Here is a 12,786-nt window from a genome sequence, read left to right on the forward strand (position 1 = left end):
TCAGCTCGCGGCCTGCTCGCGGGCGGTCGCGTACGCCTCCTGCAGTTGCTTGAACGCCTCTCTGTCCCCGCCCTGGTCGGGGTGGGCCGCCTTCACCTTCTCCCGATAGGCGGCCCGCACCTGCCGTTCGCTGGCGTTCGTCGGGAGCCCGAGCACCGCGAACGCCGCCCGGCTGCGGTCGAGCGTCCGCCGATCGCCGGCGTCGCCCTCGCCGAAGTCGATCCTCGGCGTCTCGAACGGGAGGCGGCTCCCGAGGTAGAACCCCGGCATCTCGTGTTCGATGAGGACGGCGTAGGTCGGCGACGCCTCGATGGCGATGAACGCCCGACCGTCGAACGTGATCGCCACGTCCCGCTTCGGGAGGTAGAACTCGACCGTGTACCCCTCGACGAAGTGGTCCTCGGCGAACGGCTCGCCGATCGCGGTGAGGTACTCGCGGATCTCCGCCCGGCGGCGCGTCTCGGTGCTGCGGCTCGGCTCCGAGAGCGGCGGGTCGGGGTAGAGCCATCGCCCGACGACGAACGCGCTGGCCGCGACGACGCTCAGAAGGAGGCCGATGAGGACGCCGAGGAACAGCCAGTTGGGAACGACCACCAGCACCTTGTACACACCCTCCCTTGGGGAAGCGCCACCAAGAATCCCTCGCTGGCGACCCCGCGGTCGCCGTCAACCGATGTACCGGAGGTCCTCGTCGCTGGGAGGCTGCTGGGCTCCCTCCATCTCCTGGATCTTCTTCACGACCTCCTCCATCTCCTCGGCGCGCTCCTCCAGGGAGTCGTAGCCCACGTCGAAGCCGACGATCTCCTGGAGGACCTCGAGGACGGCGCGGGCGCTCTTCGGATCGACGAGGTAGCCGCTCGTCTCGCCCATCAGGCAGGCGGTGGGCAGCCCCCGACGCTCGCCGAGGCCGAGCAGGAGGCCGCTGACGCCGACGATACCGCCGGCGGGTTCGTCCTCGCGGAACTCGACGTGCGGTTCGAGCTCCTCGACGAGCAGGTCGTCGGAGGCGGCGGCGATGACGCCGTACTCGTCGATGAGTTCGCCCGTGGGGACGCCCCCGAGCGCGTAGACCCGGGAGACGCCGTGCTCCTCGGCGAGATCGAGGACGGCGTCGGTGATGAGGTAGTGGCCCTCGTTGTCCTGGGCCTGGTGGTCGCCCGTGAGCACCAGCATGTCGGCCCCCTCGGTCTCGACGGCGTGGAACTCGAGGCCGACGAGTTTCGAGCGGCCGTTCTCGACGGTCACCTGTGGAGGGAAGTGCCGGGAGTAGAGCCGGGCGACGAGGGTCGCGTCGAACTCCTCGAGGAGGTGCTCGGCGGCGAGTTTGCCGACGTGGCCGACGCCGGGGAGCCCCTCGATGAGCACGGGGTCGGAGAGCGCGACCTCCGCGAGGACCTCGGTGTGAACTTCGTCCATGTGCGCCTACTCGCGGGCGCGGCGCTTAAGTGCGCGTCGGTACTCCCCGTACCGGTCCGTCGGGTCGTACGGCGCGGGCGCGCTGTTGACCGCCGACCCGCCGCACTCGGGGCAGGTATCGGTGAGGGTGTACACCGGGCGGTCGTGACGGTCGCGCCACGACGCGCAGATCCGGATGTCGCTTCTCATCTACTCGTCTTCGGTCTGGCGCTCGCGGTGGAAGACGGCGCTGCCGCCGCGCCCCTCGATGGTGGCGCGGGCGCGGTCAGCGCTGGCTTCGAGGGCGCTCTCGGCGACCTTGTAACTCGGCGCGCGCACCGTGATCCGGTACTCGGGCGCGCCGACGTAGCTGACGGAGAGTTCGACCTCCTCGGGGACCTCGCCGTTGCCCTCGGCGGCCTCCAGGGCGGCCTTCACGTCGTCCACCCCGTCGGAGCTGGCCGAGCGCAGGTGGACGTACCCCGTGATGTTGACGTACGGGACCGAGACGTTCTCGCGGGCGGTCTCGACGATGGCGCTCACCTCGTCGTCGTCGAGGCCGGTGTCGGAGAGCGCCTCCGCGCCGTGGATCGCCGCCTGCTCGAAGCCGTCGTAGAGCGAGCCGAACTCGGCGAGCAGTTCGTTGGCGACGGCGATGTACTGCTCGTCGGTCATTTCCTCGCCGAACGCGAGCGTCATCCACTTGTCGGCCTTCTGCTCGTTCTTCCACTCCTGGACCTTGTCCGAGCGCTGGTGCTCGTTCACGTCCTTGATCGAGAGGTCGATCTGCTGGGAGGACTCGTTCACGTCGAGCACCTTGCAGACGACGAGTTCGCCGGGCGTGACGTGGTCGCGGATGTTCTTGATCCACCCGCTCGCGACCTCGCTCACGTGGACGAGGCCGCGTCGGTCCTCGTACTCCTCCAGATCGACGAACACGCCGAAGTCGGTGATCTCGTCGACCTTGCCGACGACGAGGTCGCCGGGGTCGGGCCAGCCGGTGTACTTCATACCCGGTCGTAACCGTCTCGCGAGAATAAAAGCACCGTCACGCGAGCGCGGACGCCGCCGCCGTCGCCGTCGCTAATAGCGGTGAGAACGCGGCGAACGAGCGAGAAAGACCGGAGAACGGCGAGTCGGTCGGTTCGGCCGCTCTACGCGCCCCGCTCGACCGTCTCCAGGACCTCGCCCTCGATGGCGGCCTTGCCGCCGGTCGGGCGGACGAGGACGTGCCCGCAGACGGCGCAGGCGACCTCGGTCGCGGCCTTGCCGTAGACGACCTGCTCGTTCTCGCAGTCCGGGCACCTGACCTGGTAGAAGTTCCCCGCCATGGTCTACTCCTGGAACTCCAGACGGCCCGCGCGCCAGCCCTCGCGGAGGTGCGCCTTCCCGCACTCGCTGCAGCGGTAGAGCAGGTTCGTCTTCTTCGTCGGCTTGTCCCCGCCGGGCACCTTCGAGAACTTCCCGGCGTTACCGATGCCCGACCCGCGGCGGCGGCGCTGGCGGTCGTTGACCTTCTTCATCCCGGAGGAGCGGCCGCGTCGGACCTTCTCCACCTCGTGTTCGTTGTGTTCCCTACAGTGCGGACAGTACGTGTTGAACCGGCGTGGCATCTGCATGGTTATTGCAGTGAGGTTCTGCGTCGTCGCTTAAAACCCGTTTGGTATCGGGCCGGCAGGTCGACGCGACGCGTTCGCACGGTTCGGGCGACGGATCGGGGATCCCTCACCGTACGGAAGGCGTGGACGGACCGACTCACCCCGCGAACCGGGTCTGTCTCGGAGCCGAACATGATTTATTCGAACTAGAGTAAACTTTTTTGACCCTCCGGCGCGAAGTGTTACCATGGCCACCAGAGGAGTCCACGCTCACGACCAGTTGTACGTCGGCGGACGGTGGGTCCCCGCCGACCGAACGCGGGACGTGCGCGACCTCGCCGAAGGCGGCACCTTCGCGACGGTCGCGTCCGCGACCCCCGAACAGGCCGAGGAGGCGCTCGAGGCCGCCCAGCGCGCCGAGGTCGCGATGCGCGAGAGCACCGTCGTCCAGCGCGCCGAGTGGCTCGGCGCGATCGCCGACGGCATCGAGGAGCGCGCCGACGAACTCGCGGACGTCATCGTTCGCGAGGCCGGGAAGCCGATCGGCAGCGCGCGCAACGAGGTCAACGCGGCCGCCGAACGCTTCCGCCGCGCCGTCGAGGAGGTCCGCTCGCTCCGCGGCGAGTACCGCGAGGGGACGACGCGAGGACACGAGGGGTGGCGAGCCATCGTCAAGCCCGTCCCGCGCGGGACGGTGCTGTGCATCTCGCCGTACAACTACCCGCTCTCCACGACCGCCCTCGAGGTCGCCCCCGCGCTCGCGGCGGGCAACAGCGTCGTCCTCAAGCCCGCGAGCCAGACGCCGGTCAGCTCAAAGCTACTCGCCGAGATCGTCGACGACGCCGGGCTGCCCGACGGGGCGTTCAACTACGTCTCGGGGCCCAGCGGCGAGATCGGCGACCTCCTCGTCGGCGACGACCGGGTCAACGCCATCGCGATGACCGGTTCGTCGGCGGCCGGAAAGCACGTCGCCCGCGAGAGCGGCATGGTCGAACTCCTGATGGAACTCGGCGGCAACGCCCCGGCGGTCGTCTTCCCCGACGCCGACCTCGGGGAGGCGGCGGCCGGGAGCGCGAAGGGCGCGCTCAAGTACGCCGGCCAGCGCTGCTCGGCGGTGAGCCGCGTGCTCGTCCACCAGTCGGTCCACGACGAACTGGCGGGCCGCATCGAGGGGGAGATGGACAAGTGGCGATCGGGCGACCTCTTCGACGAGGGGACCGCCTTCGGCCCGCTCATCGACGAGGGGCAGGCCGAGTGGGTGGAGGAACTGGTCGACGACGCCGTCGAGCGCGGCGCGTCGGTCGTCCGCGGCGGCGAGCGCGACGGACAGTTCTTCGAGCCGACCCTGCTGACGAACGTCCCCCACGACGCGCGCATCGTGCGCGAGGAGCAGTTCGGCCCCGTCATCCCGATCGTGCCGTTCGCCGACGAAGCGGAGGCGCTGGAACTCGCCAACGCCGGCGACCTCGGCCTCGACGCCGCCGTGTTCACCGGCGACTACGACCGGGCGATGCGGCTCGCGGAGCGGATCGAGGCCGGCGCGGTCCGCATCAACGGCGCGCCGAGCCACGGCCTCGGCGACATCCCGTTCGGCGGCGTGAAGGACTCGGGCATCGGCCGCGAGGGGCTCGGCGTCTCCATCGAGTCGTTCGTCGAGCGCAAGACGATCGTCCTCTAAGCCATGGACCGAAGCGACGTCCCCCCGGGGGAGGGACCGGCCGCCGACCGCGCCGCCGGGGCCGCCCCGGCGCGGCGCAACGCCAAGATCGTCTGCACGCTCGGGCCGGCCTCGTCCTCGCGGGAGACGGTCGAGCGACTGATCGACGCGGGGATGGCCGTCGCACGCATGAACGCCAGCCACGGCACTCCCGAGGATCGGCGCGAACTGGTCGAGACCGTCCGCGCCGCCGCCGGGGGTCGGCCGGTCGCGACGATGCTCGACATCCCCGGTCCCGAGGTACGGACCGCGCCGCTCGACGATCCCGTGACGCTCGAAGCCGGCGAGACGGTTCGGTTCGTCCCGAACGCCCCGGTCGACCTCCCGACGGTCGGGCTCTCCGAGTCGATCGCCGCCGCGAACCCGGGCGACCGGGTGCTGATCGACGACGGGCGGATCGAGGCGACCGTCGAGCGCGTCGAGGACGGCGCGGTCGTCGCCCGCGTCGACAGCGGCGGCGCTCTCGGAAGTCGCAAGGGCGTGAACGTCCCGGGGGTCGACCTCGACCTCCCCTCGGTCACCGAGGGGGACCGACGGGAACTCGAACTCGCGGCCGAAGTCGGGGTCGACTTCGTCGCCGCGAGCTTCGTCGGGAGCGCCGCGGACGTGTACGCGGTCGACGAGGTGCTCGAATCCCACGGCGCGGACGTCCCCGTCGTCGCGAAGATCGAGCGCGCCGACGCGGTCGAGCGCCTCGGCGAGATCGTCGAGGCCGCGGAGGGCGTGATGGTGGCGCGCGGCGACCTCGGCGTCGAGTGCCCGATGGAGGAGGTGCCGCTCATCCAGAAGCGGATCATCCGTCGCTGCCGGGAGGCCGGCGTCCCCGTCATCACCGCGACGGAGATGCTCGACTCGATGGTCCACGCCCGCCGACCCACCCGCGCGGAGGCCACCGACGTGGCGAACGCCGTGCTCGACGGCACCGACGCGGTGATGCTCTCGGCGGAGACCGCCGTCGGCGACCACCCCGTCCGCGTCGTCGAGACGATGGCCCGCATCGTCAGGAGCGTCGAGGCGAGCGGGGAGTACGCCACCGCGAGGGAGCAGTGGGTACCCGCCGCCGGGGAGACGAAGACCGACGCGCTCGCGCGCTCGGCTCGCTTCCTCGCCCGCGACGTCGAGGCCGACGCCATCGCCGCCGCCAGCGAGTCCGGCTACACCGCGCGGAAGGTCGCGAAGTACCGCCCCGAGCGCCCGATCGTCGTCGTGACGCCCGACGAGCGGGTCCACCGCCAGCTGTCCCTCCTCTGGGGGACGGTCCCCCGCCTGTCGCCGCTCAGCGTCGGCGCGGCCGACGCCGTCATCGAGGCCGCCGCCACCGAGGCGCTCCGCGTCGGCGTGGCCGACCCGGGCGGCACCGTCGTCGTCCTCTCGGGAATGATGAAGGAACTCGAGGGGACGAGCACCACGAACACGCTCAAGGTCCACATGGCGGCCGACGTGATCGCGTCGGGCCGCGTCGCGGTGGCCGGTCGCGCGACCGGCCCCGTCGCGAGAACCGAGACGGGTGACCTGTCGGAGGTCCCCGATGGCGCGATCGTCGCGCTGCCGAGCGAGTTCGACGGCGAGTTCACCGGCGACCTCTCGACCGTCGGCGGGCTCATCCACGAGCGCCCCGAGTCGACGAACTACGCCGCCATCGTCGCCCGCGAACTGGGGATCCCGATGGTCGGCGACGTCACGCTCCCCGAGGACGTGCCCGACGGCACGCGCGTCACCATCGACGGCGAGCGCGGCGTCGTCTACCGCGTGCCGGAGCCCGCGTCGGAGCCGGAGGCGTGAGCCGGAACACGTCGATTCCCCGGCGACTTCCCGGCGGCCCCATAGCGCCCGGCGACTCGAAGCGCTTAACCGCCCGTCAGTGCGAGGGAGGTACATGAAGAACCTCATCATCAACGGGGATCCCGGCATCCGGAAGGACGCCGTCATCGAGCACGACGGTGAGGAGGTCGTCTGCTTCTCGGTCAAGCGCCAGGGCGACTGGCACGGTCCCGAGCGGGTGCAGCTCTGGTGTACGATCGGCGACGAGGCCGAGCGCGAGGCCTACGAGCGCCGCGAGTACGTCCCGATGCACCTCGACACGGAGCACGTGGACGCGGAGGCGGTGACGGTCATCAGGGCGAAGGGCGACCTGGCTGTGTAACACGACCTTTTACTACGCGGGTGCGCCTCTGGCGCACCCGCTGTAAAAGCTCGATCAAAAGCACTGCGTCGCTCCCACCGCCGGACTCGCGGTGCTCGTCCGGCGTGCTCCCGCTCGCCTCCGGCTCGCGGGAATGCCGGAGCGCTCGCGTTGCTCACGCTCCGTTAGTCGCTCCTTGGCCCGCTCGTTCGCGCCTACGGCGCTCACTCGCGGTACGGGTTAGCGTGTGACGATAGTTGCGGTACCGTCGAATCGCCCTGCGTCGTGCCGCCAGTTGTACCCCCGCGCCTTTTGCCCTGGTTCCTCGTAGGCTCCCCTATGTTCCCCGAGCGGATCGAGACGGATCGCCTCGCGCTGGAGCGGTTCTGCCAGGAGCGGGTGGACCTCTTCGACCTGTATCGCCTCTTCGCCGCGGGGAGCGAGAGCGCCGACGGCGTGTTCGAGTACGTGCCTCACGACCCCTATCGGACGGTCAAGGAGGCGCGGGACCGGTTGGAGCGGGCAGAGCGGCGGTGGAGCGAGGGCGAGGCGGCCTGGTACGCCGTCTACCCGGCGGAGGGCGAACTCGCGGGGTACGCAGCGCTCTCGGTGGAGTGGGAGCGACGAACGGGGAACGTCGGGTTCGTGCTCGCGCGGCCGTTCTGGGGGCGCGGTTACGCGGGCGAGTGCGCGACCGCGCTCACCGAACTCGCGTTCGACCGCCTCGACCTCGACCTGATCGCAATCGGATACGAGGAGGGAAACGGGAACTCCGAGCGGGCCGTCGAGAAGTACGTCGAGCGCTACGGCGGGCGGTACGACGGCGTGCTCCGGAACTGGACGCCGATCGGCGACGACGTGCTCGACCACCATCGGTACACCGTCACCCGGGAGCAGTACCAGAGGGCGACCGAGTGAGTTCACGTCGCGAGCGAGGCGACGCCGAGCGAGCGGCCTCTTTAGTGCACCGCTGGACTCGCGTCGCTCGTCCAGCGAGTTTCCGCTCGCTCACTGCGTTCGCCTCGCGGCTCCGCCGCTCGGCTATTCGAGGCGCTCGCTTCGCTCACGCCTCGCTCTCGCTCGCGGGAACAGGTTTTCGGGCGGAGGTCGATCTGTGTTGTACCGCGAGCGAGTGAGCGAAGCGAACGAGCGAGCGGTATTTTTTACTGCAGGTTTTTGGCCGGGGGTCGAGCGCCCGCCAGGCGGGCGCGAGGCTCTCGGTTAAAAAAAGTGCTTTCGAAGCATTCAGTTAGCCCCGTTTCGAAGGGCGGGTATGGACGAAGACACGGGATTGAACCGGCGCGACTTTCTCCGCGCGGCGGGTGCCGGCGCGGGCGTCGTCGCCGCGAGCGGCGCGGCGGCGGCCCAGGACGGTGGCAACGAGAGCGGTGGCGGCAACGAGTCGGGCGGCGGCGGTGGTGGCGGCGGGAGCGGGCCGATCGACTACGGCGGGTGGCTCGACGACGCCAACGGCTGGGAGGAGGGCGGAACCGTCGACGCCCGCGGCGAGAGCCAGGTGCCGGTGAAAGTCGGCGTCGGGGAGGGCGGCCTGGCGTTCGATCCGGTGGCGGTCCACGTCGACGAGGGCGCGACGATCGTCTGGGAGTGGGAATCGGCGGGGCACAACGTGGCGGCCACCGAGGGGGCGGACTTTTCCTCGGACATCCAGTCGTCGGGCACCTTCGAGTGGCAGGCGACCGGCGGCCCGATCGTCACGTACCAGTGTGACCCCCACGCCGGCCAGGGGATGCTCGGCGCGATCGCCATCGGCGAGAACGTGCCCCGGGCCGCGCCCGCCGGACCCGTCGAGCCCGCCGTCTCCGACGGCGCGAAGACGCTCGGCATCGCCACCATCATCGCCATGATCTCGACGCTCGGGCTCGCGTACTTTTTCATCCGGTACGGCGGCGACTACCGGGAGTAAGGGTTGTTCATACTGCCGGACGTAAGCCCTTCAAGAATCTCGCCACCCCGGGGTGGCGAGTCGCTGCACGACGGGACGCCCGACAGTATCAGACCGTCTCCGGGCCGTCGTGGACCACGAGTTCGACCGGGCGCTCCTCGCCCTCCAGGTCGGCGACGATGCGCCGGACGACGCGCTCTGCCTCCTCCATGATCTTCGGCTTCACCTTCTCCACTACCCAGTCGAGCGAGACGAACAGCGGGAGCGAGATCGCGCTCCGGTCGACCGACCCGGAGGCGAACTCGACGAAGAAGCGCACCCGCGAGGCGTCGTCCTTCCCCTCCGGTGCCTCCTCCGGGACGTGCTCGACGGCCCAGTGGCCGCGCGCGTCGATGTCCTTCACGACCTCCCAGTCGATTCGCTCGGGGGGGTCCACGCCCGTCACGCGCGAGCGGGCGGTGTAGGTGAGCTTCCACCACGCGAACGTGAGGTCGTACTCGGTGCCCGGCGACCCGTCGCCGTGCCGCCTGACCTCCGTCAGGTGCTTCGAGTAGTCGGCGTAGCGCGGGAAGTCGACGAGGAAGTCGTAGACCTCCTCGGGGGGGAGATAGACGAGGGTGCTGACTTCGACGGAGTCCACAGGGCGTCGTTGGCCCGCCCGCGCCGTAAGTGTTCACCACGCCGGTGAACCGGGGCGCTTGTTACCCCCTCGCGCCGAGCGCGAGTATGGAAGACGCAGCGACCTGCGACGTCTGCATCGTCGGCGGCGGGATCGCCGGGCTGACCGCGGGCATCTTCACCGCGCGGGCGGGCCTCGACACGCTCGTCGTTCGGGGCGGCGAGTCCATCCTCCGGCGGAACGCACACCTGGAGAACGTCCCGGGCTTCCCGGCCGGGGTGAACCCGCGTACGTTTCTCGACCTGACCGAGCGACAGGCCGAGCGCGCGGGGTGTGCGTTCCTCGACGGCGAGGTGACCGACGTCGCCCGCGACGCGTCGGGCTTCGACGTGCAGACCGCCGGCGACGCCCTGCGCGCGGACTTCGTCCTCGTCGCCACCAAGAACGCGACGGACTTCCTCGCGGACCTCGACGTGGGGATCATCAGGCGCGGGAGCAAGACGTACCTCGACGTGGACGAGTACGGCCGGACCGACGTCGAGGGGCTGTACGCGGCCGGCCGCGTCGCGGAGAAGCGTCACCAGACGATCGTCGCGGCGGGCCACGGCGCGGACGTGGCGATGACGGTCGTCGAGGACGCCGACGTGCCGTTCTACCACGACTGGGTCGCCCCGGCGGGATACTTCACCGACCGCGACCGCGAGGTACCCCCCGGCTGCGAGGAGATCGACGACGAGGAGCGCCTGCGCCGCGAGCGCGAGTCGATGGACGCGATGCGCGAGGCGTTCGCCGAACCGCACCCGGACGACCCGACGCCACACCCGAGCCTCCGGGAGGAGTAGAGAAGCGGCGATCGGGATCGCCGTCGGGGCCGTTTTTATAGGGCGGTCACGAACCCCGAGTATGCTCGAAGGCGTCAACGTCGCGCTGGGGGTCTCCGGGTCGATCGCGGCGGTCAAGACCGTCGAACTGGCCCACGAACTCCGGCGGCGGGGAGCCGAGGTACGGGGCGTGATGACCGGGAGCGCGCGGGGTATCGTCCACCCGTGGGCGCTCGAGTACGCCACCGGCACCCCGGTCGTGACGGAGATCACGGGGCGGGTGGAGCACGTCGAGCTGTGCGGCCGGGAGGGCTGGGCCGACGTCCTCCTGATCGCCCCGGCCACCGCGAACACCGTCGGGAAGGTGGCGGCCGCGATCGACGACTCCACGGTCACGACGTGCGCGACGACCGCGCTCGGCGCGGGCGTGCCGGTCGTCGTCGCCCCCGCGATGCACGAGCCGATGTACGACCACCCGGGCGTCCTCGACGCCATAGACCGCGTCCGCGAGTGGGACGTCGCGTTCGTCGACCCGCGGATCGAGGAGGGGAAGGCGAAGATCGCGACCGAGGAGGCGATCTGCCTCGAGGTGGCCCGGGCGGTGGACGAGCGCCCCCTCGCCGGACGGCGTATCGTCGTGACCAGCGGCGCGACGAGCGAGCGCATCGACCCCGTCCGGACCCTCTCGAACCGCGCCTCGGGGCGGATGGGACGGGCGGTCGCCCGGGCGTGCTACGTCCGCGGCGCGGACGTGACCCTCCTCCACGACGGCCCCGACGTCCCCTACGCGACCGTCGAGCGCGTCGAGAGCGCCGCCGAGATGACCGCCGCCGCGGTCGAGGCCTGCGACGGCGCGGACGCCCTCGTCTCGGCCGCCGCCATCTCCGACTACACCGTCGAGGCGAGCGACGAGAAGATCCGGTCCGGACAGCGGCTCTCGCTCGACCTCGAACCCACGCCAAAGCTGATCGACACCGTCCGCGAGTCCCACCCCGACCTCCCCATCGTGGGGTTCAAGCTAGAGACCGCCGCCTCGGACGAGGCGCTCGTCGAGGCCGCCCGCGGCCCGCTCTCGCGGACCGGCCTCGCGTTCGTCGTCGCCAACGACGCGAACGTGATGGGCGAGGACGAGACCCGCGCGCTCGTCGTCCGGGCCGACGACGCGGACGAGTTCGTCGGCACGAAGGAGGGCCTCGGCGGCCGCGTCGCGGACGAACTCGCTCGCGAACTGGCGTGACCGTCGGACGGATCGACCGTCCCACGACCGGTCTCGACCTCGAGCGAACCGCCCGCCTACCGTCGTCCGCGGCGGTCGAGGCCCGTGACGACGGTCGCTCCGTCCGAATCAGCGCGAGAGGCCGTCGGCCGCGTTCGCGTTCGGCCCGTCCACGACGGTGACGTTCCCGGCGGCGGGTCCGCCGACGGCGTCGCCCGCGTTCCGCTCGATGACCGTGTCGCTCACCGTGACGTCGGTCGCCTCGACCAGCTGCGCCGTCAGGGCGTGGATGCCGTCGCCGCCGTTGTCCGTGATGGTGCTGTTCGACACGTCGAGCGTCCCCGCGACGCGGATGCCGTCGCCCGCGTTGTTCGACAGGTTCGTCGCGAAGAGCCCCACGTCGGTGCTCTCCGCGACGGCGAGGCCGACGCCGTCGTTCCCGGTCACGGTGTTGTTCGCGAGCGTCGCGCCCGACACCTCGTCGAGGAAGACGCCGTCGCCGCCGTTGTCGCGCACCTGGTTGTCGCGGAGCGTCGGCGTCCCGGAGGCGAAGAGGAGCCCACCCTTACTGTTGTTCTCGACGACGTTGTCGATGAGCGTCGTCGCCTCGCCGGGCGCGGTCGCCAGCCCGTAGCCGCCGTTGTCCGCGAGGCGGTTACCGTCGAGGGTCACCGATCCGAGCAGGACGTTCACGCCGTCCCCCGCGTTGCCGACGACCGTGTTGTTCGACAGGGTCGCGTTGCGCGGCGTCGTGACGGTGACGCCCACGCGGTTCGCGGAGAACGTGCTCTCGACGACCGAACTGTTCTGTCCGTCGAGGTCGGCCCCCGCGTCGAACCCGGTCGCAGTCACGTTGCGGACGGTGACGTTCTCCCCGCCGACGACGACGCCGGTACCCGTTCCGTTGCCGGAGAGTTCGTGGCCCGCGCCGTCGAGGGTGACGTCGTCCGCGGTGATCGTGAGACACGTGCCGTCGGCCGAGAGATCCTCGGTCACGACGTACTCGCCGGGCATGTCGATAGTGGTACACGAGTCGACCGACGTCGAGTCCGTCGGCCCCGGCGGTGCCGCCCCGGTCACCGCCGACGACGCGATGAAGAACACGACGAGCGCTACTCCCCCCTGCCGCCACTGCCTGAGTGCCATGCGTGCTCCCCCGTGCGGGGGTGAACGGCTTCGTTAATCGCCGATGAAACGGGATTACACGACGCCTAAAGTTACTGAAACCGGTCACTATCCCGGCCTCCGATCCGTCGAACCCCGCCGGCGATCGGCGCGGCCCCCGGCGATCGATCCGGCGACGGTCCCCGTCTGCGGCGGTAGAGATGACGTTTCGGGCGTGTCGCGGTCGCTCGCAGTTCCGTTCTGCTGCGGCGACAATCACCGGAAGGGACG

At 70.6% G+C, this 12,786-nt stretch carries 15 protein-coding genes; 7 read left to right on the plus strand and 8 right to left on the minus strand.

Annotated features, from left to right (window positions below; translation table 11 throughout):
• The 6 genes from P1K31_RS07290 to P1K31_RS07315 form a co-directional block, all read right to left on the minus strand.
• Entirely contained in the window at positions 1 to 609 is a 609-nt protein-coding gene (locus tag P1K31_RS07290) for a J domain-containing protein (protein WP_276305623.1), read from the minus strand.
• 57 nt (positions 610 to 666) lie between these two features.
• Positions 667 to 1,416 carry a proteasome assembly chaperone family protein gene (locus P1K31_RS07295; RefSeq protein ID WP_276305624.1) on the minus strand — a complete coding sequence of 250 codons (750 nt, stop codon included), beginning with the start codon at positions 1,414 to 1,416 and terminating at the stop codon, positions 667 to 669.
• A gap of 6 nt (positions 1,417 to 1,422) precedes the next feature.
• Positions 1,423 to 1,605, minus strand: a complete 183-nt coding sequence (locus P1K31_RS07300; RefSeq protein WP_276305625.1) for an RNA-protein complex protein Nop10 — start codon at positions 1,603 to 1,605, stop codon at positions 1,423 to 1,425.
• Positions 1,606 to 2,406, minus strand: a complete 801-nt coding sequence (locus P1K31_RS07305; protein WP_276305626.1) for a translation initiation factor IF-2 subunit alpha — start codon at positions 2,404 to 2,406, stop codon at positions 1,606 to 1,608.
• Positions 2,407 to 2,549: 143 nt separating this feature from the next.
• Positions 2,550 to 2,726, minus strand: coding sequence for a 30S ribosomal protein S27e (locus tag P1K31_RS07310; protein WP_276305627.1), 177 nt, complete (start codon positions 2,724 to 2,726; stop codon positions 2,550 to 2,552).
• Positions 2,727 to 2,729: 3 nt separating this feature from the next.
• Positions 2,730 to 3,014 (minus strand): 50S ribosomal protein L44e, encoded by a 285-nt coding sequence (locus tag P1K31_RS07315; RefSeq protein WP_276305628.1) that lies wholly within the window; start codon positions 3,012 to 3,014, stop codon positions 2,730 to 2,732.
• A gap of 226 nt (positions 3,015 to 3,240) precedes the next feature.
• Here P1K31_RS07315 and P1K31_RS07320 point away from each other — a divergent pair, with 226 nt between their 5' ends.
• The 5 genes from P1K31_RS07320 to P1K31_RS07340 all read left to right on the plus strand — a co-directional run bounded on the left by P1K31_RS07320 (position 3,241) and on the right by P1K31_RS07340 (position 8,756).
• Positions 3,241 to 4,671, plus strand: coding sequence for an aldehyde dehydrogenase family protein (locus tag P1K31_RS07320; RefSeq protein ID WP_276305629.1), 1,431 nt, complete (start codon positions 3,241 to 3,243; stop codon positions 4,669 to 4,671).
• Positions 4,672 to 4,674: 3 nt separating this feature from the next.
• Positions 4,675 to 6,492, plus strand: a complete 1,818-nt coding sequence (gene pyk / locus P1K31_RS07325; protein ID WP_276305630.1) for a pyruvate kinase — start codon at positions 4,675 to 4,677, stop codon at positions 6,490 to 6,492.
• Positions 6,493 to 6,586: 94 nt separating this feature from the next.
• The gene (locus P1K31_RS07330) at positions 6,587 to 6,853 is read left to right on the plus strand and encodes an HAH_0734 family protein (RefSeq protein ID WP_276305631.1); all 267 of its coding nucleotides are present in this window, start codon (positions 6,587 to 6,589) and stop codon (positions 6,851 to 6,853) included.
• A 318-nt stretch (positions 6,854 to 7,171) separates the two neighbouring features.
• On the plus strand, positions 7,172 to 7,750 hold the full coding sequence (locus P1K31_RS07335; protein WP_276305632.1) for a GNAT family N-acetyltransferase: 579 nt from the start codon (positions 7,172 to 7,174) through the stop codon (positions 7,748 to 7,750).
• A 355-nt stretch (positions 7,751 to 8,105) separates the two neighbouring features.
• On the plus strand, positions 8,106 to 8,756 hold the full coding sequence (locus P1K31_RS07340; protein WP_276305633.1) for a plastocyanin/azurin family copper-binding protein: 651 nt from the start codon (positions 8,106 to 8,108) through the stop codon (positions 8,754 to 8,756).
• A gap of 88 nt (positions 8,757 to 8,844) precedes the next feature.
• On the opposite strand, the gene P1K31_RS07345 is transcribed toward P1K31_RS07340, so the two are convergent.
• The gene (locus P1K31_RS07345) at positions 8,845 to 9,375 is read right to left on the minus strand and encodes a type II toxin-antitoxin system RatA family toxin (protein WP_276305634.1); all 531 of its coding nucleotides are present in this window, start codon (positions 9,373 to 9,375) and stop codon (positions 8,845 to 8,847) included.
• An 86-nt stretch (positions 9,376 to 9,461) separates the two neighbouring features.
• Here P1K31_RS07345 and P1K31_RS07350 point away from each other — a divergent pair, with 86 nt between their 5' ends.
• Positions 9,462 to 10,196: an NAD(P)/FAD-dependent oxidoreductase gene (locus P1K31_RS07350; RefSeq protein ID WP_276305635.1), complete on the plus strand. Its 735-nt coding sequence runs from the start codon at positions 9,462 to 9,464 to the stop codon at positions 10,194 to 10,196.
• A 61-nt stretch (positions 10,197 to 10,257) separates the two neighbouring features.
• Complete coding sequence (gene coaBC / locus P1K31_RS07355; RefSeq protein ID WP_276305636.1) at positions 10,258 to 11,412, plus strand: bifunctional phosphopantothenoylcysteine decarboxylase/phosphopantothenate--cysteine ligase CoaBC; 1,155 nt, start codon at positions 10,258 to 10,260, stop codon at positions 11,410 to 11,412.
• Positions 11,413 to 11,520: 108 nt separating this feature from the next.
• On the opposite strand, the gene P1K31_RS07360 is transcribed toward coaBC, so the two are convergent.
• Positions 11,521 to 12,537, minus strand: coding sequence for a right-handed parallel beta-helix repeat-containing protein (locus P1K31_RS07360; protein ID WP_276305637.1), 1,017 nt, complete (start codon positions 12,535 to 12,537; stop codon positions 11,521 to 11,523).
• Positions 12,538 to 12,786 lie beyond the last annotated feature (249 nt).

The sequence above is a fragment of the Halomarina halobia genome, from assembly GCF_029338575.1.
Taxonomy (GTDB): Archaea; Halobacteriota; Halobacteria; order Halobacteriales; family Haloarculaceae; genus Halomarina; species Halomarina halobia.